This is a genomic window from Micromonospora sp. NPDC047548 (assembly GCF_040642975.1).
GTDB lineage: Bacteria > Actinomycetota > Actinomycetes > Mycobacteriales > Micromonosporaceae > Micromonospora.
This window is the reverse complement of the sequence record NZ_JBEYTI010000003.1, coordinates 45,182-68,492: the sequence shown is the minus strand read 5'-3', so window position 1 is coordinate 68,492 and position 23,311 is coordinate 45,182. Positions and strand designations below refer to the sequence as shown.

Genomic DNA, 23,311 nt, shown 5'->3' with positions numbered 1-23,311 from the left:
CTCGTACCTCTCCCCGCGTGCAACGCCGCCGGGCCCCGGTTCCTTACCCGCCTCCCGGAGCGGCACGCGCTCTGGTGGGGGCCAGGGCGGCGGCGATCCGCCGCGCGTGCTCCTCCGCCTCGGCGTCGCCGGCGTAGCGGGTGCGCGGCCAGAAGAAGCCGCGCAGGCCGTCGCCCTTCGTGCGGGGCACCACGTGGGTGTGCAGGTGTGCGACGGACTGGGACACCCGATTGTTCATCGCCACGAACGTCCCACCGGCCCCCAGGCCGGACTCGACCGCGACGGCGAGCCGCTGGACCAGGCCGAAGTAGCCGGGCAGATCCTCCGCCGGCAGGTCGGGCAGGGTGACCAGGTGGGTGCGGGGTACCACCAGCAGGTGCCCCTTGAACACCGGCCGCGTGTCCAGGAACGCCACGCCGTCCGGCTCGTCGGCCACCCGGAACGCCGGCACCTCGCCCGCGACGATCCCGCAGAACACGCACCCGCTCATCCGGGCAGCCTAATGCCGGACAGGGGAATGGTCGCCCGCCGCCGCGGGTCGTGAATCGTCTACGTCATCAGCTCCAAAGGGAGCGCGGGGCACGCCTCGGGCCGCACGGCGACGGTCAGGGCAGCGTGACCCGGCCGGGTTCCGCCCGCCCCGGCAGACGGGCGGGCTAACGTCTGCGGAATGAGTCACGGCTTCGACACGCTCGCCATCCACGCCGGCCAGGACCCCGAGGCCCGCACCGGCGCGGTGATCCCACCGATCTACCAGACCAGCACCTACGCCCAGGACGCCGTCGGCGCGCCCCGGAACGGCTACGAGTACAGCCGCTCCGGCAACCCCACCCGGGACGCGCTCCAGGAGTGCCTCGCCGCCCTGGAGGGCGGCCCGGTGGCGCTCGCCTTCGCCAGCGGCCTGGCCGCCGAGGACACCCTGCTGCGCACCGTCTGCAAGCCGGGTGACCACGTGGTGATCCCGGACGACGCGTACGGCGGCACCTACCGGCTCTTCGCCCGGGTCGCCGAGCGCTGGGGGCTGGACTACACCCCGGCCAAGGTCTCCGACACCGACGCCGTCCGGGCCGCCATTCGCCCCACCACGAAGATCGTCTGGGTGGAGACGCCGACCAACCCGCTGCTCGGCGTCGCCGACATCGCCACCCTGGCCGCCGTCGCGCACGACGCCGGGGCGCTGCTGGTGGTCGACAACACCTTCGCCTCGCCGTACCTGCAGCAGCCGATCGCGCACGGCGCCGACGTGGTGGTCCACTCGACCACCAAGTACATCGGCGGGCACTCCGACGTGGTCGGTGGCGCGCTGATCGCCGCCGACGCCGGCCTCGGCGACGAGTTGCGCTACCACCAGAACGCGATGGGCGCGATCAACGGGCCCTTCGACGCCTGGCTCACCCTGCGCGGCATCAAGACCCTCGGGGTACGGATGGACCGGCACTGCGACAACGCCGAGCGGATCGCCGCGTACCTGGACGGGCACGCCAAGGTCGCTCAGGTCAGCTACCCGGGCCTGCCCTCGCACCCGGGTCACGAGGTGGCCGCGAAGCAGATGCGCCGGTTCGGCGGCATGATTTCCTTCCGCGCTTCCGGCGGCGAGGAACACGCCGTCCAGATCTGCAACCAGGCCAAGCTCTTCGTGCTCGCCGAGTCGCTCGGCGGCGTGGAGTCCCTGATCGAGCACCCGGGCCGGATGACACACGCAAGTGCTGCCGGCTCGCCGCTTGAAGTTCCCGGCGATCTCGTGCGACTGTCTGTCGGCATCGAGACGGTCGACGACCTGCTCGCCGATCTGGAGCAGGCGCTGGGCTGACCGCTGGCTGGGGAGGGTGGCCGTGCAGGACATCATGCCGACCTGGGTGGGGGCGACCGCCAAGCAGATCGCCCGGGGCGTACGCCGGGGCGACGTCTCGGCCACCCAGGTCGTCGCCGACCACCTGGACCACATCGCCCGGGTCGACGCCGACCTCGCCGCGTTCCGCACGGTACGCGGCGGGGAGGCGATCACCGAGGCGGAGAAGGTCGACGAGCAGGAGGACCTGGCCAACCTTCCGCTGGCCGGGGTGCCGGTGGCGGTCAAGGAGAACACCGCCGTCGCCGGCCTGCCCACCTGGAACGGCTCGGCGGCGATGCGTACCGCCGTTGCGGAGGCCGACCACGAGGTGGTCCGGCGGCTGCGCGGCGCCGGCGCGGTGATCCTCGGGGTGACCCGGATGCCGGAGCTCGGCCTCTGGGCGCTCACCGACGACGAGTCGGCGGTCACCCGCAACCCGTGGGACACCCGGCGCACCCCCGGCGGCTCCTCCGGCGGCGCTGCCGCCGCCGTGGCCGCCGGGCTGGTGCCGATCGCGCACGGCAACGACGGCCTCGGCTCGATCCGCATCCCGGCGGCCTGCTGCGGCCTGGTCGGGCTCAAGCCCGGCCGGGGAGTGGTCCCCGCCCAGCTCGGCGCGGAGGACTGGTTCGGCCTCACCGAGCACGGCATGCTCACCACCACGGTCGCGGACGCCGCAGTCGGCTTCCAGGTGCTCGCCGGCCGCCGCGCCGACAAGCTGGTCCCGCCGCCGCGGCTGCGGGTCGGCGTCTCGCTCCGCTCCCCGGTGCGGGGCGTCTCGCCGGACGCCCCCAACCGGGACGCGGTGGCCGCCGCCGGCCGGCTGCTTGCCGCCGCCGGCCACGACACCGTCCCCGCCGACCCGGTGTATCCGACCGCGCTCGGCCTCCAGGGCATCGCGACGTGGTTCGCCGCGGCCGCCGCCGACGTCCGTGCCGCGGGCGTCGCACCCCGCCAGCTCCAGCGGCGCAGCCGCCGGCACGTCGCGCTCGGCGAGTGGGCGCAGCGGCGGGGGTACGTCCGGGAGGCCGATCGGGCCGCGTGGCGGGAACGCTCGGTCGGCTTCTTCGCCGACCACTCCGTCGACCTGCTGCTCACCCCGGCGCTGGCCGGCCCGCCGCCGGAGGCCGCCGCCTGGTCCGGCCGGTCCTGGGTGGCCAACATGAAGGCCAACATCCGGTACGCCCCGTACGCCGCACCCTGGAACATCGCCGGCCTGCCGTCCATCGTGGTGCCGGTCGGCCGGCGCCCGGACGGCCTGCCCGTCGCCGCGCAGTTGGTCGGCCCGCCCGGCTCGGAGCTGCTGCTGCTCGGGGTCGCCGGGCAGTTCGAGATGCAGGCGCCGTGGTCCCGGCACGCCCCCGGCTATCCCCGGGTCGGAACGGGGTCGCCGGCCGCCGCATGATCGTCTAGCGTGTGCGCGCACCTCTCGCCGCACCCCTGGACGACAGTCGCAGCCGGTGACCGCACCCTCGCCGCAGGCGCCGGCCGACCAGACGGTGGCGTCGCCGCCGGTTCCTCCGGTGGCGGGTGGCACGATCGGGGCATGACGGAACTGGTCGGTCTCGCCGACGTACAGGCCGCGCGGGAACTGCTCGCCGGCGTCACCCGCACCACCCCGCTGGAGCCCTCCCGGCCGCTGAGCGCCGCGCTCGGCGGCCCAACGTGGCTGAAGTGCGAGAACGTGCAGCGCGCCGGGTCGTACAAGGTGCGCGGCGCGTACGTGCGGATCTCCCGGCTGTCGGAAGGGGAGCGGGCCCGCGGCGTCGTCGCCGCCAGCGCCGGCAACCACGCCCAGGGCGTCGCGCTCGCCGCCGGTCTGCTGGGCGCCCACGCCACCGTCTTCATGCCGGTGAACGCGCCGCTGCCCAAGGTGGCCGCCACCAAGGGGTACGGCGCGCAGATCGAACTGGTCGGCAACACCGTCGACGAGTCCCTGGTGGCGGCGCAGACCTACGCCGAGCGGACCGGCGCGGTGCTGATCCACCCGTTCGACCACCCCGACGTCATCGCCGGTCAGGGCACGGTGGCGCTGGAGATCCTCGAACAGTGCCCCGACGTGAAGACGATCATCACCGGGGTCGGCGGCGGCGGCCTGATCTCCGGCATAGCGGTGGCGGCCAAGGCGCTGCGCCCCGACGTACGGGTGATCGGGGTGCAGGCGGCCAGCGCGGCGGCCTTCCCGCCCTCGCTGGTCGCCGGCGAGCCGGTACGCCTGCCGTTCTTCGCCACCATCGCCGACGGGATCGCGGTCGGCCGCCCGGGGGAGCTCACCTTCAGCCATGTCCGCAAGCTCGTCGACGAGATGGTCACGGTCTCCGAGGAGGACATCTCCCGGGCGCTGCTGATGCTGCTGGAGCGCGGCAAGCAGGTGGTCGAGCCGGCCGGCGCGGTGGGCGTGGCGGCGTTGCTGGCCGGGGTCGTCGAGGTGGAGGCGCCGGTGGTCGCGGTGCTCTCCGGCGGCAACATCGACCCGCTGCTGATGCTGCGGGTGATCGAGCACGGCCTGGCCGCGGCCGGGCGCTACCTGCGGGTCACGGTGCGCTGCTCGGACCGGCCCGGTCAGCTCGCGTCGCTGCTCACCGAGATCGCCGAGCACCGGGCCAACGTGGTCGACGTGGAGCACCAGCGGGCCAACCCGCGCCTGCGCCTCGGCGAGGTGGAGGTGGCGCTGTCGGTGGAGACCCGCGGCGTCGAGCACTCCGACACGCTGATCAGCGCACTGCGGGCCAGCGGCTACCAGGTGGTCTTCGCGGCCGAGGCGTGACACCGGCTCCGGTGTCACGCCTCGGGCGTACGCGGTCGGGAGCCGCCGGGTCGCGCGGACCCGGCGGGGCCGGACTCAGCCGGAGAACGGCTCGAAGCCGACCACGGTCACCTTGATGTCGGCGCCGCTCGGGGCCGTGTAGGTGCAGGTCTGGCCGGGGCGACCGCCCAGGATCGCCTTGCCGAGCGCCGACTCGGGGCTGTAGACCGTCAGGTCGGTGGTGGAGGCGATCTCGCGCGAGCCGAGCAGGAAGGTCTCGGTGTCGTCCTGGTCGTCGTCGAAGTAGATCGTGACGACCATGCCGGGCGCCACCGAGTCGGCGGTCGGCGCCTCACCGACCTGGGCGGTGCGCAGCAGCTCCTTGAGGTAGAGGATGCGACCCTCGGCCTTGCCCTGCTCCTCGCGGGCGGCGTGGTAGCCACCGTTCTCCCGCAGGTCGCCTTCCTCGCGCCGGGCATTGATCTCGGCGGCGATGACCGGCCGGTTGGCGATGTGCTCGTCGAGCTCTGCCTTCAGGCGGTCGTACGCGTCCTGGGACAGCCAGGTGGCGGGCGCCTCGTTGCCTTTCGTGGACACAGGCGTACTCCTCGATCGTGCGGAACTGGCTGACAGGTGAACTACCAAGTTACCAGTGCGGCACACCCGCGGGTGCCGCCGATCACCGCCGGTGCCGGCACCCGAACCGGTCGTACCGGGCGTCCCCGCCGGTCAGCGGGGGGTCAGCCGGCGGGCCGGCAGCGGATCACCTCGCCGATGAAGGGCCGGGCCGTGGTGGCGATCCGGTGCTGGACGGTGGTGTGCCGCTCGCCGGGTCCGACGCTGACCGCGACCTCGTCCCGGCCCACCTCGGCGCCGTCGTGGGAGCGGGCCCGCAGCAGGCACACCGCCGAGCCGCCCTCGGGCAGGGTGACCCGGAAGTCGACGCTCACCCCGGAGTCGGTGATGTCGGTGTAGGTGATCACCTGGGCGTCGTACGCCGGGTCGCCGTACCGGGCGTAGAGCTGCGCGGCGACCAGGCCCAGCCCGGCGACCAGGGCGGCCAGCAGCAGCCAGACCAGCAGCGGTCGGCGGCGGCCCGGCTCCCGGCGGCGGCCGTACCGGCCGGGCGGGAACACGGGCGCACCCGGGGTGAGTGTGGCGTGCATCTCGGTCACCGGCGGGTATCTCCTGGCGTCGTTGTCGGGGGCATCGGCAAGAATGGGAGGGTTCCATGCTCCCCAGCCCGTCCTGCCGTCAAGGATGACAGGTCGGCGCCGGCCGGGTCCGGCACGGGGGAGGATTACGGCAGGTCAGCTGGGTGGCCCAGGTGGGTCGTCGGCGGGCACAGACGAGGAGCGCCCACGTTGGCAGAGCAGTTGCGTCTCATGGCGGTGCACGCGCACCCCGACGACGAGTCGAGCAAGGGCGCCGCGACCATGGCGAAATACGTCGCCGAGGGCGTGGACGTTCTGGTCGTGACGTGCACCGGTGGGGAGCGCGGCAGCGTGCTCAACCCGAAGATGGACCGGCCGGACGTCTGGGCCAACATCGCCGAGATCCGCCGCGCCGAGATGGACGCCGCCCGGGCGATCCTCGGCGTCGAGCAGGCCTGGCTCGGCTTCGTCGACTCGGGGCTGCCCGAGGGCGACCCACTGCCGCCGCTGCCCGAGGGCTGCTTCGCCCTGGAGGACGTCGAGGTCGCCGCGGGCCCGCTGGTGCGGCTGATGCGCGAGTTCCGTCCGCACGTCGTCACCACGTACGACGAGGAGGGCGGCTACCCGCACCCCGACCACATCATGACCCACACGGTGACCGTCGCCGCCTTCGAGGCGGCCGGCGACCCGGAGCGCTACCCGGAGCTCGGCGAGCCCTGGCAGCCGCTCAAGCTCTACTACGACATCGGCTTCTCCAAGGGCAAGATCACGGCCCTGCACGAGGGCATGCTCGCCGCCGGCCTCCCCTCCCCGTACGAGGAGTGGCTCAAGCGCTGGGACGACCGCCCTGACAAGGGCCCCCGGATCACCACCCGCGTGGAGTGCGCCGACTACTTTCCCGTCCGCGACGACGCGCTGCGCGCCCACGCCACCCAGATCGACCCGGACGGCTTCTGGTTCCACGTGCCGATGGAGTTGCAGCGGCGCGCCTGGCCCACGGAGGATTTCCAGCTGGTCCGCTCGCTGGTCGACAGCCCGCTGCCCGAGTCGGACCTCTTCGCCGGGGTACGCGAGACGGCCGATGCCCGCTGACCGGGCGGGGGGTTACGCTGAAACCCCACCGCACATCGGAGAAACACCATGCTGACCGCTGCCCAGGTGCTCGCGGAGAACAACTTCGGTGACACCCGCACGGGTGGCCTGGCCGGGCCGATGGGCCTGTTCCTCATCCTGCTCCTGGCCACCGCCACCATCCTGCTGATCCGCAACATGAACTCCCGGCTGCGCCGGCTGCCCGACCGGTTCCCCGCGCAGGGGCGGGCGGTCGACCGGGGCCACGCCGACGCGTCGGACGTCGATCCGGTGGACGGGACCTCGACGCAGGAATCACGCCCGGACACCCCCAACAGCCACCAGCAGCACCGAAACGGGTAGTCGGAGCGTGATTCACGCCTATCCGGTTCGCCAGCCCCTGTTGCGACCACCCGGATTGGCTTAGCCTTCCGCCGGGGGCACCGAAAAGTCCCTGAGCCGTGCGCGGGAGGGGGCACCATGACCGTCGCAGCTGCGTCCGTCCCGGACACCCCCCGTGTGCCGGCGGACGGAGCGGGCCGGTGACGTCCGGCAGGGCCGCCGACCAACTCGACCGGCCCGAGACGCGTGGCACGCCGCCACGGGTGCTCCTGCTGATCGCCGCCGTCACGGTCACCGCCCTCACGGCGGTCCTGATCGGCCTGACCGTCCCCGCCGTCCTGCCGCCGGACGACCCCCTTCCCGCGCCGGCCCGGTTCGGCATCGCCCTGGCCGCGTTCGCTGTCGCCCAACTGGCCCGGCTGCGGTTCCGCACCGCCACCGGCATGGTCAGCATCACCTGGGGCGAGGCTGCGCTGATCGTCTGCCTCTACCTCGTGCCGGCCGGGTGGCTGCCGGCTGCGGCGTTGCTCGGCTCCGGCCTGGCCTGGACGGGGATGTCCCTGGCCGTCGACCGCCGGCCCCCGCTCGAGGTCCTCCGGATCGCGGCCTCGCTGACCGCCGCCACCGCGCTCGCCGTCGCGGTCGCCATCGCGCTCGGCGCCCCGCTGCTGGCGGCGCCCACCCCCGGGCTCGCGCTCGCCCTGATCGCCGGCTCGGTGACCTACCTGCTCGCCACCGCCTGCCTCGGCGGCGCCATCCTGGCGCTGCGGCACGGCGTGGCCATCGGTCCGCCGGTGCTCGCCGCGCTCCGCGGCAAGCTGCTGATGTTCGTCGGCAACGTGGCGGTCGGCCTGGTCGTGGTCGCCCTGCTGGAGATCGACGCCCGCTGGCTGCTGCTGCTTCCGCCCCCGCTCTGGCTGCTCCAGCAGACCTACCGGCACCGGCTGCGGGCCGACCAGGAACGGCGGGACTGGCGGGCGTTCGCGGAGGCGACCGCCTCGCTCAACCAGCTTGACGAGCGCGGGGTGGCCACCGCCGCGGTGACCGGCGCGCTGACCCTTTTCGGCGCCGAACTGGTCGACGTCGACGTGGCCCGGGGCGACGGCCGCTGGCGCCGGTACCGGGGGGACGCCGCCGGCCAGGTGCGCGACCGCGAGATCGGCCCGCCCGCCCGGCCGGCCACTGCGGAGCACGAGCTGGCCCGCCCGCTGACCGTTGGCGAGGTCGAGGTCGGCGAGCTGCGGGTCCGCTTTCCCGCCTCGGCGCCGCCGAGCCCCCGCGAGCGGGACGCTGTGGCGGCCTTTTCCGACGCCCTCGCCGCCGCGCTGCACGACGCGGCCACCCACCGGGAGCTGCGGCTGGTCAGCGCACGATCGTCGTACGAGGCGGTGCATGACGGGCTGACCGGGCTGGTGAACCGGACGGCCATGCTCAGCAAGGGCGACCAGGCGCTGCGGAAGCTCGCCCACGACCACCCGGTGGCGCTGCTGCTGCTGGACATCAACCAGTTCAAAGAGGTCAACGACACCCTCGGGCACGCCGCTGGCGACCAGCTGCTGCGGCTCACCGCCAACCGGCTCGGCACCCTCGTCCGGCCGGGCGACCTGCTGGGGCGCCTCGGCGGGGACGAGTTCGCGCTGCTGCTGACGTCGGTCCCGGTGATCGGCGACCGGTCCGCCCCGATGGCGTACGCGCTGCGTCAGGCCCGGGAGATCGCCGAGCGGCTGGCCGCGCCGACCGAGGTGGCCGGGGTGCGGATGTCCGTCGAGGTCTCGGTGGGGGTGGTGGTGGCCGGGGCGGGCACCGCCGACCTGACCGAGCTGCTGCGCCGGGCCGACATCGCCATGTACCAGGCCAAGGAGGGGGGCGGCAGCGTCGCCGCGTACGACACCTCCCGCGACGCCGCGAGCACCGACCAGCTGGCGCTGCTGGCGGAGCTGCGGGAGGCGTTGCAGGCCGACGACCAGCTGGTGCTGGCCCTGCAACCGGCGGTCGACCTGGCCACCGGCGCGCCGACCGGGGTGGAGGCGCTGATCCGTTGGCGGCACCCGCGCCGCGGCTGGCTCGGCCCGGTCGACTTCATCCGCCCGGTGGAGAACAGCGAGCAGCTCGGCGCCTTCACCCGGTACGTGCTGGACAAGGCGCTCGCGGTGGCGGCCGACTGGGCCCGGGAGGGGCTGGACGTGCCGATCTCGGTGAACCTCTCGGCCCGTAGCCTGCTCGACCCCCGGCTGCCGGCCGAGATCGCCGACGCGCTGCGCAGGCATCAGGTGCCGGCGCAGCGGTTGGTCCTGGAGATCACCGAGACGGTGGTGATGAGCGAGCTGGAGGTGATCGACGAGGTGCTGGCGACGGTGCGCGCGATGGGCGTGCAGCTGGCCGTCGACGACTTCGGCACCGGCTTCTCGTCGCTGACCTTTCTGACCCGGATCGCGGTGGACGAGCTCAAGGTGGACCGCTCGTTCGTGATCCGGATGACCGAGTCGCCGGAGGCCGCGGCAATCGTCCGGACCACCGTCGGGCTCGCCCACGAGCTGGGGCTGCGGGTGGTCGCGGAGGGCGTGGAGACCGCCGAGCAGCGGCTCGCCCTGGCCGAGCTGGGCTGCACCGCCGCCCAGGGCTACCACTTCTTCAAGCCGATGCCGGCAGACAAGATCGGCGCGGTGCTCGGCACGCTGCGCGACTCGGCCGAGTCGAACGTCTTGCCGTTGCGCGCCGACGGCGCCTCCTGACCCCGGACGCGTCCCCGCCCGGCCGGGGGCCCGCGAGGCCGGGGCCGCCCGGCATGCACAGATATAAATAGATGGTCGTGAACTGTGGAAGACGCTCCGATGTCGGTCCCACCGGCGGGGGCTGGGCCGGCTGGATAAGGTCGTCGGGTGAACCGACTCGCCGACGCGACCTCGCCGTACCTGCTCCAGCACGCGGACAACCCGGTCGACTGGTGGCCCTGGTGCGCGGAGGCCTTCGCCGAGGCGAAGCGGCGGGACGTGCCGGTGCTGATCTCGGTCGGCTACGCGGCCTGCCACTGGTGCCACGTGATGGCCCACGAGTCGTTCGAGAACGAGCAGGTCGGCGCGCTGGTCAACGACGACTTCGTGGCGATCAAGGTGGACCGGGAGGAGCGGCCGGACGTCGACGCGGTCTACATGACGGCCACCCAGGCGATGACCGGGCAGGGCGGCTGGCCGATGACGGTCTTCGCCACCGGAGACGGCACCCCGTTCTTCTGTGGCACCTACTTCCCCCGGGCGAACTTCGTCCGCCTGCTCCAGTCGGTCGCCACTGCCTGGCGCGACCAGCGCGAGGCGGTGCTGCGCCAGGGGGCCGCGGTGGTCGAGGCGATCGGCGGCACCCAGGCCGTCGGCGGGCCGACCGCCCCGCTGACCGCCGAGCTGCTCGACTCCGCCGCCGACCAGCTCGCCCGGGAGTACGACGCGACGAACGGCGGCTTCGGCGGGGCGCCGAAGTTCCCACCGCACATGAATCTGCTCTTCCTGCTGCGGCACCACCAGCGCACCGGCTCGCCGCAGAGTTTGGAGATCGTCCGGCACACCGCCGAGGCGATGGCCCGGGGCGGCATCCACGACCAGCTCGCCGGCGGCTTCGCCCGGTATTCGGTGGACGGGCACTGGACCGTGCCGCACTTCGAGAAGATGCTCTACGACAACGCGCTGCTGCTGCGCTGCTACACCGAGCTGTGGCGGCTCACCGGCGACCGGATGGCCCGCCGCGTGGCCCGGGACACCGCCCGGTTCCTCGCCGACGAGCTGCACCTCCCCGGTGAGGGCTTCGCCTCCGCCCTCGACGCGGACACCGAGGGCGTCGAGGGCCTCACCTACGCCTGGACGCCGGCCCAGCTGGTGGCGGCGCTGGGCGAGGAGGACGGCCGCTGGGCCGCCGACCTCTTCGCCGTCACCGAGACAGGCACCTTCGAGCACGGCACCAGCGTGCTGCGGCTGGCCCGGGACGTCGACGACGCCGACCCGGAGATCCGGGCCCGCTGGCAGGACGTCGTCGGCCGGCTGCTGGCGGCCCGCGACACCCGCCCCCAGCCGGCCCGCGACGACAAGGTGGTGGCGGCCTGGAACGGACTGGCGATCACCGCCATCGCCGAGTTCCTCCGCGTCGCCGCCCTGTACGCCTCGCCCGACGACGAGGACGCCAACCTGATGGAGGGCGTCACCATCGTCGCCGACGGCGCGATGCGGGACGCCGCCGAGCACCTGGCCACCGTGCACGTCGTGGACGGGCGGCTGCGCCGGGCGTCGCGCGACAAGGTGGTCGGCGAGCCGGCCGGCGTGCTGGAGGACTACGGCTGCGTCGCCGAGGCGTTCTGCGCCATGCACCAGCTCACCGGGGAGGGGCGCTGGCTGGAGCTGGCCGGTGGGCTGCTCGACGTGGCCCTGGCCCGGTTCGCCGCCCCGGACGGGGGCTTCTACGACACCGCCGACGACGCCGAGCGGCTGGTCACCCGGCCGGCCGACCCGACCGACAACGCCACCCCGTCCGGGCGGTCGGCGATCGTGGCGGCGCTGGTGGCGTACGCGGCGCTGACCGGCGAGAGTCGCTACCGGGAGGCGGCCGAGGTGGCGCTGGCCACCGTCGCGCCGATCGTCGGGCGGCACGCCCGGTTCACCGGCTACGCGGCGACGGTGGGGGAGGCGCTGCTCTCCGGGCCGTACGAGATCGCGGTGGCCACCGACGACCCGGCGGGTGATCCGCTGGTGGCGGCCGCCGTGCGGCACGCCCCGCCCGGTGCGGTGGTGGTGGCCGGCCGACCGGACCAGCCGGGGGTGCCGCTGCTCGCGGACCGGCCGCTGGTCGACGGGCGGCCCACCGCGTACGTCTGCCGGGGTTTCGTCTGCCAGCGGCCGGTGATCTCGGTCGACGAGTTGGTCGCCCAGCTCAGCTGAGGTCCGGCGCCCCGCCCAACTCGGGCAGGGCGTCGAACCACTCCAGCACCGCCCGCTCGTAGGCCAGCCCGAAGCGCAGCGTCGCCACCGAGTACGGGTCGACCGTGTCCGCCTCTGCCGGCAGTGCGACCGCCACCTGCTCGTAGCCGGCCAGGCGGGCGGCATGGGCGGCCCGGTGCGTGGCCAGGAACTCTGCCAGCCGTTCCGGGGGCAGGTGCCGCCCGAAGAGCACGGTCAGCAGCAGGGGGAACCGGATGCTCTCCTCGGCCGGCGGCCTGGCGGCCCACTCGGCGAACGCGGCCCGGCCGGCGTCGGTGATCTCGTACGGCTGCCGGTCGCGGCGGCCGCGTTCCCTGGCGCGGACCAGTCCGGCGGCGGCCATCGCGGTCAGCTCCCGGTAGACCTGGCTCTGGGTCAGCGACCAGAACGCGCCGATCCGCTGCTGGGCGTATTCGACCAGGTCCCAGCCGGTCATCGGGCCGTCGTGCAGGAAGCCCAGCAGGGAGGCGGCGGTGGCGTTCAGTGGCCGGTCCGGCATCGAGGTCTGCTCCTTCGGATCCGCTTGACATCCCATTGTGTCAGGTTGCAGGATGGTCTCAGCAACCTCCCACAATGGGAGGTTGGGAGAGGGTTGTCATGCACCCGCTTCTCGTGGTGATCCACGCCGTCAGCGGCACCGCCGGGCTGCTGCTCGCCCTGCCTGTGCTGCTCGCGCCCAAGCGGCGCGGCCGGCACACCCTGCTCGGCCGGGTGTACGCGGGTGCCGCCGTCGGGCTCAGCCTCAGCGCCTTCGGCCTCTTCGCCTACGACCCGGCCCGCCTCTGGGGGCTGGCCCTGCTCGGCGGGCTGACCCTCGGCTGGCTGGTCGGCGGGCTCTGGTTCGCCCGCCGCCGCCCGACCGGCCTCGGCGGCCGGGGCTGGCGCATCTGGCACCTCAACCTGATGGGCAGCACGGTGATCGCCTTCGTCACCGGCTTCGCCGTCCAGATGACCGACGGCAACCTGATCGCCTGGCTCGCGCCCACCGTGATCGGCTCGGCGCTGATCGCCCGGCGGACCACCCGCGAGATCGCCCGCACCCCGCGCCGCGTCGACTCCGCCGCCTGAGCCCTCGCGGCGGTGACCGCCGGTCGCCCGGATAGGCTGGCGGCCTATGGATTCCCGTACCGGTCTGCCCGTCGTCGGCATGGTGGGCGGGGGCCAGCTGGCCCGGATGACCCACCAGGCCGCCATCGCCCTCGGCCAGTCACTGCGCGTGCTGGCGCTCGCCCCGGACGACGGCGCCGCCCTGGTCGCCTCCGACGTCCAGTACGGCGACCACACCGACCTCTCCGCGCTGCGCACCTTCGCCAAGGGCTGCGACGTGGTCACCTTCGACCACGAGCACGTGCCCACCGGGCACATCCGCGCCCTCGCCGCCGAGGGGGTGAAGCTCTTCCCGCCCGCCGACGCGCTGCTGCACGCGCAGGACAAGCGGGTGATGCGGGAGCGACTCGGTGAGCTGGGCGCCCCGAACCCGGCCTGGCGGCCGGTCGCCGAGCCCGCCGACCTGGTCGACTTCGGCGCGGAGCGGGGCTGGCCGGTGGTGCTCAAGGCGGCCCGCGGCGGGTATGACGGCCGGGGCGTCTGGATGGTCGACGACGCCACGCAGGCCGCCGAGCTGGCCGCGACGCTGCTCGCCGGTGGCACCTCGCTGATCGTCGAGGAGCGGGTGGCGCTGCGCCGGGAGCTGGCCGTGCAGGTGGCCCGCTCGCCGTTCGGGCAGGTCGCCGCGTACCCGGTGGTGGAGACGGTGCAGCGGGACGGGATCTGCGTCGAGGTGCTCGCCCCCGCGCCCGACCTGCCGGAGGAGCTGGCGCTCGCCGCCCAGCAGCTCGCCATCGACCTGGCCACCGCGCTCGGCGTGGTCGGTCTGCTGGCGGTGGAGCTGTTCCAGACCGACGCCGGCCTCGTCGTCAACGAGCTGGCCATGCGGCCGCACAACTCCGGGCACTGGACCATCGAGGGCGCCCGCACCTCCCAGTTCGAGCAGCACCTGCGGGCCGTGCTCGACTACCCGATGGGGGACACCTCGCTGACCGCGCCGGTGGCGGTGATGGCGAACGTGCTCGGCGGTGAGCCCGGCGGGATCTCCGTCGACGAGCGCCTGCACCACCTCTTCGCCGCCGAGCCGGGCGCCAAGGTCCACCTGTACGGCAAGCAGGTGCGGCCGGGCCGGAAGATCGGGCACGTCACGGTGCTCGGGGACGACCTGGACGACGTACGGGCGCGGGCGGCGCGGGCCGCGCGTTGGCTGCGGGAGGGGCGCGAGTGAGCACCGTCGGGCTGATCATGGGCAGCGACTCGGACTGGCCGGTCATGAAGGCCGCAGCCGAGGCGCTGGACGAGTTCGGCGTGCCCTACGAGGTCGGCGTCGTTTCCGCCCACCGCACCCCGGTCAAGATGATCGAGTACGGCCGCTCCGCCGCCGACCGGGGGGTCAAGGTGATCATCGCCGGGGCGGGCGGCGCGGCCCACCTGCCCGGCATGGTCGCCTCGGTGACCCCGCTGCCGGTGATCGGTGTGCCGGTGCCGCTGAAGCACCTCGACGGGATGGACTCCCTGCTCTCCATCGTGCAGATGCCGGCCGGGGTGCCGGTGGCCACGGTGTCGATCGGCAACGCCCGCAACGCCGGCCTGCTGGCCGTCCGCATCCTCGCCACCGCGGACCCGGCGCTGCTCACCCGGATGGCCGCGTACCAGGCGGGCCTGGAGGAGATGGTGGCCGAGAAGGACGCCGCCCTCCGCGCCTCCCTCGGCTGATCCGCTGCTGGCCCGCCGTTCGGCGGCCGGTCCGGCATCGGCTCGGACTCAACGGGCCCGGGCCCCCCGTTGAGGGTGGTCCATCACCATCTGTGACTTCCTCGCATGTTACGCACCGTGTCGGATGGCCTGCGGCCTCCACCGTGCATGCTGCTCCTTTGCTCTGCTTAACAATACGCAACACCGGATTGACCAGGAAAACCTCGTTGGCGTCCGAGGGTGGCCCCAGGCGCAACAGTCACCGATGGTGACTGTTGCGTGGAATGCAGCAGAGCAAAGGCGGTGCGGGGGAGAGCTGCTGTCCGGGCCGAGGTGACCAATCGTGACGGCCACCTCCGTGGCGGCAGTCTCTGCCGAAACAACCGGCAGCGACGACCGACGGCGACAGCCACCGCGGGCGCAGCCCCGGGGACCGGCCCGAGGCACGCCCCGTCATCTCATGCCGCGCAGCGCGGTCTGCAACCGCTCCTGGGCGCGGCGGCGGCGCTCGTTGCTCGCCCCCAGCACCAGCAGGACCAGCCCGACGGGAATGAGCACCAGCCACGGGCCGAGGCTGAACAGCGCGTGCACCGCGGCGATCGCGGTCACCGTGGCCCCGACGATCACCGGCGCCTGCTGCCGGCTCGTCGTCCCGAAGATCAGCACCGCCACCGCGCAGAGCAGCAGCAGCACCTGGCGCAGCATGCTGGACTCGGTGGCCAGCACGATCGCCAGCGTCGGCACGAACGCGGTGACCAGCGCCGGCCCGTACGCCACCCAGCTCGACAGGTCCGGCCGGTGCCGCAGCTCCAGCACCCCCACCAGCAGGGCCAGCGCCGCGAAGGGCAGCGTGTACGCCTCGGGCAGCGCCACGTCGGCGACCCGCATCAGGATCCACCAGGCGGTGATCTCGCACGCCACCACCGCCCAGAACAGGCTCTGCCGTTCCAGCGGACGACGCCCCGGCCGGCTTGCGGCCACCCCGAGCACGGCGCCCCAGGCGGCCAGCAGAGCCGCTATGTGCCGGGGCGAGTTGTAGGCCAGCGCCAGGGCGATCAGCGCGGCCGCGTAGCCGGTCCACGCCACGGTGGCCGCCTCGCGCTGCGCCTCGGGGCGGCGCAGCCGCGGCAGGGTCGCCGCGAAGACCTGCAGTGCCGCGCCGACCGCCAGCACCCCGAACGCCGACCAGACCGCGGCGAACCCGGCCACCAGCCCGGCGGTGAGCACGAAGAGCTGCGCCATCAGCGAGGCGAAGAGCCAGCCGAGGATGCGGGCCCGCTGGGTGGTGCCGAAGAACGCGGCGACCGTGCCGACGCCCACCGCCCCACCCAGCGTGAACAGGGTCAGCTCGCGGGTGCCGAGGCTGCCGGCCAGCCCGGCGCCGCCGCCGGCCAGGCCGATCACGAAGACCAGCATCCGGGTCACCCGCAGCGACCGGGCCCGCTCGGCCAGCGGCGGCGGTGGGGTCAGCGCGAGCCCGAGCATCGAGATGGTGAAGACGGCGAGCGCCGCCAGAGCGCTCTCCGGCCAGGCGTGGCCGAGGGCGACCGGGGTGATCAGCAGGGTCACCGCAAGCCCCGGCAGGACCACCGGCACGGCCCGCGAACGCCGGCCGCCGCTGAGCCCGGTGGCGGCCAGCGCCGCAGTCGCGGTGAGCAGCAACGCGGTCAGCACGTGGGTCGGGTCCACCGCCTCCGGCGGCGGGGCGAGCAGCTCCGGCGGCGGCCCCTGCCAGACCCGGGAGAGCATCCGGTGCGGCTCCACCAGGGCGACGTAGAGCAGCGGCGCGAGCGAGGCCAGGGCCAGGACCGTCGGCAGGGCCGCTGCGGCGAGCGCACCGGCGGCCGGGCTGATCCGCCAGCGGCGTTCCGTGCCGTCGTCGGGCAGCCGGCGCAGCGCGCCGTCCAGCAGCACGGCCCACCGGCGGACCGGCTGGGCCGAGCCGACCGGCGGAACGGTGGCCGCCCGGACCAACTCGGCGAGCACCCCGAGCAGCGCCGCCGCGGCGGCGTACACGCCGGAGGGGAGGTGGGTGAAGATGGCGGCCAGCGCGCTGACCGTCGCGCCGCCGACGATCGCCGCGCTCGCGTATGGCAGGTACTGCGGCACCTGGCGGCGGACCGCGGCCGCCCCGGCGAGCCCGACGCTGGACGCCGCCAGCGCGGCGGTCAGCACCACCTGGGCCGAGTGACCGAACTCGGCGGCCAGCGCGGCGACCGCACCCGGCAACGCCAGCAGGGCCGCGCCCGCCGCCGCGCCGCCGATCCGCACCAGGTGCGGCGGCATCCCCTCGGTCTCCACGTCCTCCACTAGCGCCGGGGCGAACCCCCGGGCCAGCGCCGCGACCACCAGGCCGATCAGTGCGATGGCGCCCAGCGCCAGCGCGGTGGTCCACGGCCGGACCAGTCCGGCCGCCGCCGCGTGCAGCGCCACCGCACCGGCCACGACCGCCCGGGACAACCCGGCGCGCGCGTCGACTGAGGCCGCGGCGGCCATCCCGAAGACCGTGGCGACCATCGTCCCGACCAGCACCGGCGACCACCAGGGCAGCGCGAACGCGGCCGGCGCGCCGATGGTGGCGAGGACGGCGGCCGCCCCCGCGACGTCGTACCTCCAGGGCGGTGGGAGCAGGATTGCGGCCGCCGTGGCCAGCATCGCCAGCGCCACCGGGGCCTGCCAGGTGGTGCCGCCGGTGGGCGCAGTCGGCCAGCCGGCGAGGTCACCGGCCCAGATCGGGCCGGGGGTGGCGAGCACGCCGACCCCGCCGCGCAGGGCCGACCACCCGGCGAGCAGGCCGATCAGGGTGCCGCCGACGGCGAGCCCCAGCACCGGGCCACGGCGCCACTCCTCCGGCATCGCCCGGGCGGCGACGGCGACCACCAGCACCAGCGTGGCGGCCACCGCGAGCTGCCCGCCGGCGGAGATCACCGCGGCGATCCGGGCCAATGTGGCGATCAGCGCGGCGGTGACCGCCGCAGCGGCCAGGTCGGAGCCGTCGAGGGCGAGGTCGGACCGGCGGCCGGCGTCGATCCGCGGGGCGAGCAGGAGCAGCACGGTGGCGACCAGCAGCAGCCCGCCCACCCAGGCGTCGGCGGCGGTGGTGCCGGGGGCGCCGAAGGCGGCGGCGACGACCGCGAGCGCGCCGAGCGCCGTGCCGGCCGCGTGGGGCAGGGCGAGGTGCCGCTGGGAGACCTGCACCATGGCCGCGTAGCCCAGCGTGACGCAGACGGCGAGGAAGCTGGCGGCCAGGATCGGCACGGTCAGCTCGCGCAGCGCGGCCGGGGTCGGTGCCGGGACGGCCGGTTCGGTGGCGGCGACGAAGGCGGCCACCGCGCCCGGCAGCGCGAACGATGCCCCGCCGGCCGCCCAGCCGGAGAGCGTGTCGGCCGCCGCCGGGGTGATCCGCACCCGGGGCGCGAGCGCGACCAGCACCCCCGCCACGACCAGGGTGACCAGCGCCGCCGCAGTCAGCGCGGGACGGCTCAGCGCGGCCCCGGCGCCGAGCACGCCCACCACCGCTGCGGTGACGGCGTGCACCAGCGCGGCGCGGGTGGTGCCGGCGGAGAGGCCGAGCACCCCGATGCCGACCGCCGCCAGCACCATCGGCCACGGCGCGGCCGCCCAGCCGATGGCGAGGGAGGCTGGCACCGCGAGCGCGGTCAGCCCCACGCCGACCACCGCGAACTCGCGGCGGATCTCCGGGGGCAGGGCGAGCACCGCCGCGACGGTCAGCAGCAGGGCGCTGGCGGCGAGCTGCCAGGCCGCCGGGCCGACCGCCGCCGCCAGCTCGGCGGGGAACCGCGTCAGGTCGGCCGACCAGGCCGGCAGGGCGGCGCGGGCCGGGGCCAGGCCGGCGCGCAGGGCGCCGCCGGCGACCACCACCCCGCTGACCGTGAGCGCCGCCGCGGCGGCGCCCTGCGGCCCGCGCCGGGCCGCCTCCGGTACGGCCCGCACGGCCAGCCCGGTGAGCGTGATGACGGCGGCGATCAGCAGGAGCGCCCGACCCGGGTAGGCCACCGAGGCGACCCGGCCCAGCGCCCCGATCACGGCCAGGGTCATGATGCCGGCGGCCACGTCGGGCAGCGGCGGTCGCCGCAGCACCAGCGCGCCGGCCAGGGCCACCGCCGCGGCCAGCAGCAGCGCCGCGCCGGCCACCGTGGCCGCCGGCACGGTGCTCGCCCATAGCAGAGCGGTGACCGCGTACGCCAGCGCGAGCGCCACCGCCGCGCCGTGCAGCAGCCAGGTCACCTGGGGCAGCCACGGCACCGGCCGGGCGGCCCCGCCCGGCACCGGGGTGGCCGCCGTGCCGAGCACCTCGCCGGCCTCCTCGGGCGCCGCCTCGGGCCGGCCCTCGGTGGCGGTGCGCTGCCGGGGCGCGGTCGGTGGGGCCGGCGCGTCGGTCGGCAGGTCGCGGCGGACCGGGCGTTCCAGCAGCAGCGACGAGCGGGCCAGCCAGAGGTCGAGCACCGCGACGACGGTCAGCGCGAGGGCCCACCCGCCGGGGCCGGTGATCCGGTCGTACGCCAGTAGCGGCACCACCGGCTGGGCGGCGAGCACGGCGGCGAAGCGGGGCGCGCGCAGGCCGGTGCCCCGGGCGTACCCGAGGGCGACGGCGACGGTCACCGCGAAGATCACGCCGGAGAAGATCGCACCGGACGCCCCGCCGCCGATCCGGTCCACCGCCCAGAGCGCGTACCCGGCCAGCGGCACCAGCAGCAGGCCGACCGTGGCGATCGTCTCGGCGGTCGAGGTGAGCCCGCGCCGGGCCAGCACGGGCGGGGCGAGCAGCAGCAGCACGGTGGCGACCAGCAGGATGCCGAGCCGGGCCAGGGCGTCCATCGAGCTGGTCGCGACGGCGGCGAAGACCACCGCGGCCACGGCCAGCAGCAGCGCGCCCAGCCCGAGCGGGATGTTCTGCACCTCCCGGGAGGAGGCCTCCGGCGGGTGCTCGGGATCGTCGGCGTCCAGCCAGGTGGCGGTGGCGCGCGGGGGCGCTGGCGGGCCGTCCCCCGGCCCCGGCGGCGCGGCGCCCTGCCGCGGCACCCGGGGCGGCGCGCCGGTGGCGGCGGTCGGCGGGCGGCGCCCGGGCTTGCGGCGCAGCACCCGGCGGGGCCGGGTGGCCTGTCCGATCCCCTCCTCGCCGGCGTGGGCGAGGATGTCCCGCTGGAAGAGGGCGGCCTGCATCCTGGCGGCGATCTGCCGCTGCTCGGCGAGGATGGCCGCCTCACGGGCCTTCATCTCCGCGATGGACCGCTCGATCTCCGCCAGGTGTTCCCGCCACTGCGGCTGTTCGGCGCCGCAGTGCGGACAGCGGGCGGCCGGTGTGATCTCCCGTCCGCACGAGGAGCACTGAAAGCTCTCCACGACACCCCTCCACCCGGCCGGTCCGCACTGTGGACCTCAGGTGTCGAGCATGCCCTGCCCCGGCGAGGATTTCGATATCTGGTGGTGGCGTTTCGGCCCAACAGGAAGCGCCGGCCGGGAAGCGGTGCTTCCCGGCCGGCGCGTCGGCGCGTACCCGTCAGGGGCGGCCCATGCCGCGGTACTCCCAGCCGGCCTGGGTCCACAGTGCGGAGTCGAGGCAGTTGCGCCCGTCGACCACCTTGCGCCCGGCGGCCAGCTCGCCGAGGGCGACCGGGTCGGCGTTGCGGAAGTCGGCCCACTCGGTGAGCACGCAGACCAGGTCGGCGCCGGTCACCGCGTCGTTCATGCTGGCCTCGTAGGTCAGCTCGGGGGCCACCCGGCGGGCGTTCTCGGTGCCCTGCGGGTCGTACACGTGCACGTCGGCGCCGGACTTCGCCAGCAGGGCGGCGACGGCGAGCGCCGGGGCGTCGCGGACGTCGTCGGTGTTGGGCTTGAAGGTGGCGCCCAGCACTGCGATCCGGGTGCCGGAGAAGTCCGGGCCGGCCGGGCCGGAGCGCCGGCCGAGCAGGTCGGCGGCGAGCTGGAGGACGCGGGTACGACGGCGGAGGTTGATCAGGTCCACCTCGTGCAGGAAGCGCAGCGCCTCGCCGGCGCCCAGCTCCTGCGCCCGGGCCTGGAAGGCGCGGATGTCCTTGGGCAGGCAGGCGCCGCCGAAGCCGAGCCCGGCCTGGAGGAACCGGTTGCCGATGCGCGGGTCGTACCCGATGGCCCGGGCCAGCTGGGTGACGTCGCCGCCGGCGGCCTCGCAGACCTCGGCCATCGCGTTGATGAAGGAGATCTTGGTGGCCAGGAAGGCGTTCGCGGCGACCTTGACCAGCTCGGCGGTGGCGAAGTCGGTGACCACGAGGGGCACCTCGCGGTCCTCCGTGGCGGCCAGGTCGAAGACGCCTTTGTGGGCGGCGTAGAGCATGGCGTTGGCCCACTCGGTCTTGACGCCGACCACGATCCGGTCGGGGCGCAGCACGTCGTCGACGGCGAAGCCCTCCTGGAGGAACTCGGGGCTCCAGGCCACCTCGACGGCCAGGTCGGTGGGGGTGTGCTTGCCGACCAGCTGCTCCACCCACTCGGCGGTGCCCACCGGGACGGTGGACTTGCCGACGATCAGTGCCTTGCGGGTCAGGTGCTGGGCCAGGCTGGTCACCGACGCCTCGACGTACGACAGGTCGGCGCCCATGCCGTCGGCCCGCTGTGGGGTGCCCACGCAGATGAAGTGCACGTCGCCGAAGTCGGCGACCTCGGCGATGTCGGTGCTGAACCGCAGCCGGCCGGCGGCGAGGTTGCGCTTGAGCAGCTCGTCCAGGCCCGGCTCGTGGATCGGGACCTCGCCCGCGTTCAGTGTGGCGATCTTGTCGACGTCGACGTCGAAGCCGAGCACCTCGTAGCCCAGCTCGGCGTAGCAGATGGCGTACGTCGCGCCGAGGTAGCCGGTGCCCAGGAAGGTCACCCGCGGTCGGGGCGCACCCGAGGGTGGCGTCACCGGGGCGATGGCCGGCACCGGCTGGATGTTCGGGTACGGGATCGTCACGCCTGTCTTCTCCGCTCGCACTGGCGGCGCTTCGCTGCGTCGCAATCGGCTGGGGCGCCATGGCCGGGGCACCGTGGGAACTTTGTCGTCTTGTGTGAGGGTAGTTGTGCCGTGTCGACGCCTGTCGTGCGCGAGCCTACCTGCCGGTAAGGTCCGGCCGAACCTGGTGGCTATCCTTCAGTCTGCGGCAGTCGGCGGTCTGAGGACGCCACAGACTGTGTGCGCATGATAGCGGTGAAAGGGGAGGGCGGACATGGCCGCAGAGCAGTCGTTCGACGTCTACCGGTTGCCCGAGGAGCACGAGGCGATCCGGGCGGCGGTCCGTGAGGTCTGTGACGCGAAGGTGGCCCCCAACGCCGCCGAGGCGGACGAGACCGGCGAGTTCCCCAAGGCGTCCTACGACGCGCTGCGGGCCGCGGACTTCCACGCCCCGCACATCCCCGAGGAATACGGCGGCGCCGGTGCGGACGCGCTGGCCACGGCGATCGTGATCGAGGAGGTGGCGCGGGCCTGCGCCTCGTCCTCGCTGATCCCGGCGGTGAACAAGCTCGGCACCATGCCGCTGATCCTGGCCGGCTCCGAGGAGCTGAAGCGGAAGTACCTGACCCGGGTCGCGTCCGGCGATGCGATGTTCTCGTACTGCCTCTCCGAGCCGGAGGCGGGCAGCGACGCCGCCTCGATGACCACCAGGGCCGTGCGGGACGGCGACCAGTGGGTGCTCAACGGCGTGAAGCGGTGGATCACCAACGCGGGCGTCTCGGAGTACTACACGGTCTTCGCTGTGACCGATCCCACAGCGCGCTCCCGGGGCATTTCCGCCTTCGTGGTCGAGAAGTCCGACGCCGGGGTCAGCTTCGGCGCGCCGGAGAAGAAGCTCGGCATCAAGGGCTCCCCGACCCGCGAGGTCTACCTGGACAACGTCCGGATCCCGGCCGACCGCATGATCGGCGCCGAGGGCACCGGTTTCGCCACCGCGATGCGGACCCTGGACCACACCCGGGTCACCATCGCCGCGCAGGCCGTCGGCATCGCGCAGGGCGCGCTCGACTACGCCAAGGGGTACGTCGGCGAGCGCAAGCAGTTCGGCCGGCCGGTCGCCGATTTCCAGGGCGTCCAGTTCATGCTCGCCGACATGGGCATGAAGCTGGAGGCGGCCCGGCAGCTCACCTACACCGCCGCCGGCAAGTCCGAGCGGGGCGACGCCGACCTGACCTACTTCGGCGCGGCGGCCAAGTGCTTCGCCTCGGACGCCGCCATGGAGATCACCACCGACGCGGTGCAGCTGCTCGGCGGCTACGGCTACACCCGCGACTACCCGGTCGAGCGGATGATGCGGGACGCCAAGATCACCCAGATCTACGAGGGCACCAACCAGGTGCAGCGCATCGTGATGGCCCGCCAGCTCCTCAAGGGCTGACCACGGGCGGGCCGGTCGGGCGGGCGGGCCGGTCCTCCGGCCCGCCCGCGGCCCGGCCACCGGTAACGGGGGGCTCGCGCGGCGGGGCGGCCCCCGGCGCGGGG

At 74.5% G+C, this 23,311-nt stretch carries 17 protein-coding genes; 11 read left to right on the top strand and 6 right to left on the bottom strand.

Going from position 1 to position 23,311, the window contains the following annotated elements; all coding sequences use genetic code 11:
* Positions 1 to 43 precede the first annotated feature (43 nt).
* Positions 44 to 490 (bottom strand): HIT family protein, encoded by a 447-nt coding sequence (locus ABZ807_RS03750; protein ID WP_357152412.1) that lies wholly within the window; start codon positions 488 to 490, stop codon positions 44 to 46.
* A gap of 180 nt (positions 491 to 670) precedes the next feature.
* Between ABZ807_RS03750 and ABZ807_RS03745 the strand changes: the two genes are divergently transcribed.
* From ABZ807_RS03745 to ilvA, 3 genes are all read left to right on the top strand, one after another.
* Complete coding sequence (locus ABZ807_RS03745) at positions 671 to 1,810, top strand: cystathionine gamma-synthase (RefSeq protein WP_357152410.1); 1,140 nt, start codon at positions 671 to 673, stop codon at positions 1,808 to 1,810.
* 16 nt (positions 1,811 to 1,826) lie between these two features.
* Positions 1,827 to 3,236 carry an amidase family protein gene (locus ABZ807_RS03740; RefSeq protein WP_357152407.1) on the top strand — a complete coding sequence of 470 codons (1,410 nt, stop codon included), beginning with the start codon at positions 1,827 to 1,829 and terminating at the stop codon, positions 3,234 to 3,236.
* A gap of 141 nt (positions 3,237 to 3,377) precedes the next feature.
* Positions 3,378 to 4,598: a threonine ammonia-lyase gene (ilvA, locus tag ABZ807_RS03735; RefSeq protein WP_357152404.1), complete on the top strand. Its 1,221-nt coding sequence runs from the start codon at positions 3,378 to 3,380 to the stop codon at positions 4,596 to 4,598.
* 75 nt (positions 4,599 to 4,673) lie between these two features.
* Here ilvA and greA read toward each other — a convergent pair whose 3' ends face one another.
* Both greA and ABZ807_RS03725 read right to left on the bottom strand, forming a co-directional pair.
* Complete coding sequence (gene greA, locus ABZ807_RS03730; protein WP_357152402.1) at positions 4,674 to 5,174, bottom strand: transcription elongation factor GreA; 501 nt, start codon at positions 5,172 to 5,174, stop codon at positions 4,674 to 4,676.
* Between the two features lie 143 nt (positions 5,175 to 5,317).
* Positions 5,318 to 5,752, bottom strand: coding sequence for a DUF4307 domain-containing protein (locus ABZ807_RS03725; RefSeq protein WP_357152399.1), 435 nt, complete (start codon positions 5,750 to 5,752; stop codon positions 5,318 to 5,320).
* 189 nt (positions 5,753 to 5,941) lie between these two features.
* Between ABZ807_RS03725 and mca the strand changes: the two genes are divergently transcribed.
* From mca to ABZ807_RS03705, 4 genes are all read left to right on the top strand, one after another.
* On the top strand, positions 5,942 to 6,823 hold the full coding sequence (gene mca, locus ABZ807_RS03720) for a mycothiol conjugate amidase Mca (RefSeq protein ID WP_357152396.1): 882 nt from the start codon (positions 5,942 to 5,944) through the stop codon (positions 6,821 to 6,823).
* A gap of 48 nt (positions 6,824 to 6,871) precedes the next feature.
* Complete coding sequence (locus tag ABZ807_RS03715) at positions 6,872 to 7,165, top strand: hypothetical protein (protein WP_357152394.1); 294 nt, start codon at positions 6,872 to 6,874, stop codon at positions 7,163 to 7,165.
* A gap of 179 nt (positions 7,166 to 7,344) precedes the next feature.
* Positions 7,345 to 9,876 carry a bifunctional diguanylate cyclase/phosphodiesterase gene (locus ABZ807_RS03710; protein WP_357152392.1) on the top strand — a complete coding sequence of 844 codons (2,532 nt, stop codon included), beginning with the start codon at positions 7,345 to 7,347 and terminating at the stop codon, positions 9,874 to 9,876.
* A gap of 147 nt (positions 9,877 to 10,023) precedes the next feature.
* Positions 10,024 to 12,060 (top strand): thioredoxin domain-containing protein, encoded by a 2,037-nt coding sequence (locus ABZ807_RS03705; RefSeq protein WP_357152390.1) that lies wholly within the window; start codon positions 10,024 to 10,026, stop codon positions 12,058 to 12,060.
* Here ABZ807_RS03705 and ABZ807_RS03700 read toward each other — a convergent pair.
* Positions 12,053 to 12,598, bottom strand: coding sequence for a helix-turn-helix transcriptional regulator (locus tag ABZ807_RS03700; RefSeq protein ID WP_357152388.1), 546 nt, complete (start codon positions 12,596 to 12,598; stop codon positions 12,053 to 12,055). The two genes, ABZ807_RS03705 and ABZ807_RS03700, sit on opposite strands and share 8 nt — an antisense overlap.
* Positions 12,599 to 12,696: 98 nt before the next feature.
* Between ABZ807_RS03700 and ABZ807_RS03695 the strand changes: the two genes are divergently transcribed.
* From ABZ807_RS03695 to purE, 3 genes are read left to right on the top strand one after another with little or no spacing between them, the layout of a single operon-like run.
* Entirely contained in the window at positions 12,697 to 13,167 is a 471-nt protein-coding gene (locus ABZ807_RS03695; RefSeq protein WP_357152385.1) for a hypothetical protein, read from the top strand.
* A 46-nt stretch (positions 13,168 to 13,213) separates the two neighbouring features.
* Positions 13,214 to 14,374, top strand: a complete 1,161-nt coding sequence (locus tag ABZ807_RS03690; protein ID WP_357152382.1) for a 5-(carboxyamino)imidazole ribonucleotide synthase — start codon at positions 13,214 to 13,216, stop codon at positions 14,372 to 14,374.
* A complete protein-coding gene (gene purE, locus ABZ807_RS03685; RefSeq protein ID WP_357152379.1) occupies positions 14,371 to 14,862 on the top strand; it encodes a 5-(carboxyamino)imidazole ribonucleotide mutase in 492 nt (163 codons plus the stop codon). The genes ABZ807_RS03690 and purE overlap by 4 nt, the downstream gene beginning before the upstream one ends.
* Positions 14,863 to 15,294: 432 nt before the next feature.
* Here the strand turns inward: purE and ABZ807_RS03680 are convergent, their stop codons facing one another.
* Together ABZ807_RS03680 and ABZ807_RS03675 are read right to left on the bottom strand one after the other, a co-directional pair.
* Positions 15,295 to 20,205 (bottom strand): permease, encoded by a 4,911-nt coding sequence (locus tag ABZ807_RS03680; protein ID WP_357152375.1) that lies wholly within the window; start codon positions 20,203 to 20,205, stop codon positions 15,295 to 15,297.
* A gap of 157 nt (positions 20,206 to 20,362) precedes the next feature.
* On the bottom strand, positions 20,363 to 21,790 hold the full coding sequence (locus tag ABZ807_RS03675; RefSeq protein ID WP_357152372.1) for a UDP-glucose/GDP-mannose dehydrogenase family protein: 1,428 nt from the start codon (positions 21,788 to 21,790) through the stop codon (positions 20,363 to 20,365).
* Between the two features lie 253 nt (positions 21,791 to 22,043).
* Between ABZ807_RS03675 and ABZ807_RS03670 the strand changes: the two genes are divergently transcribed.
* Positions 22,044 to 23,207 (top strand): acyl-CoA dehydrogenase family protein, encoded by a 1,164-nt coding sequence (locus ABZ807_RS03670; RefSeq protein ID WP_357152369.1) that lies wholly within the window; start codon positions 22,044 to 22,046, stop codon positions 23,205 to 23,207.
* The last annotated feature ends 104 nt before the right edge of the window (positions 23,208 to 23,311 follow it).

Bases quoted from the DNA above. Each gene is read 5' to 3' on its own strand.
- ABZ807_RS03695 (WP_357152385.1), top strand. From the start codon at position 12,697: ATGCACCCGCTTCTCGTGGTGATCCACGCCGTCAGCGGCACCGCCGGG.
- ilvA (WP_357152404.1), top strand. From the start codon at position 3,378: ATGACGGAACTGGTCGGTCTCGCCGACGTACAGGCCGCGCGGGAACTG.
- ABZ807_RS03690 (WP_357152382.1), top strand. From the start codon at position 13,214: ATGGATTCCCGTACCGGTCTGCCCGTCGTCGGCATGGTGGGCGGGGGC.
- ABZ807_RS03715 (WP_357152394.1), top strand. From the start codon at position 6,872: ATGCTGACCGCTGCCCAGGTGCTCGCGGAGAACAACTTCGGTGACACC.
- ABZ807_RS03700 (WP_357152388.1), bottom strand. From the start codon at position 12,598: ATGCCGGACCGGCCACTGAACGCCACCGCCGCCTCCCTGCTGGGCTTC.
- ABZ807_RS03750 (WP_357152412.1), bottom strand. From the start codon at position 490: ATGAGCGGGTGCGTGTTCTGCGGGATCGTCGCGGGCGAGGTGCCGGCG.
- ABZ807_RS03745 (WP_357152410.1), top strand. From the start codon at position 671: ATGAGTCACGGCTTCGACACGCTCGCCATCCACGCCGGCCAGGACCCC.
- ABZ807_RS03670 (WP_357152369.1), top strand. From the start codon at position 22,044: ATGGCCGCAGAGCAGTCGTTCGACGTCTACCGGTTGCCCGAGGAGCAC.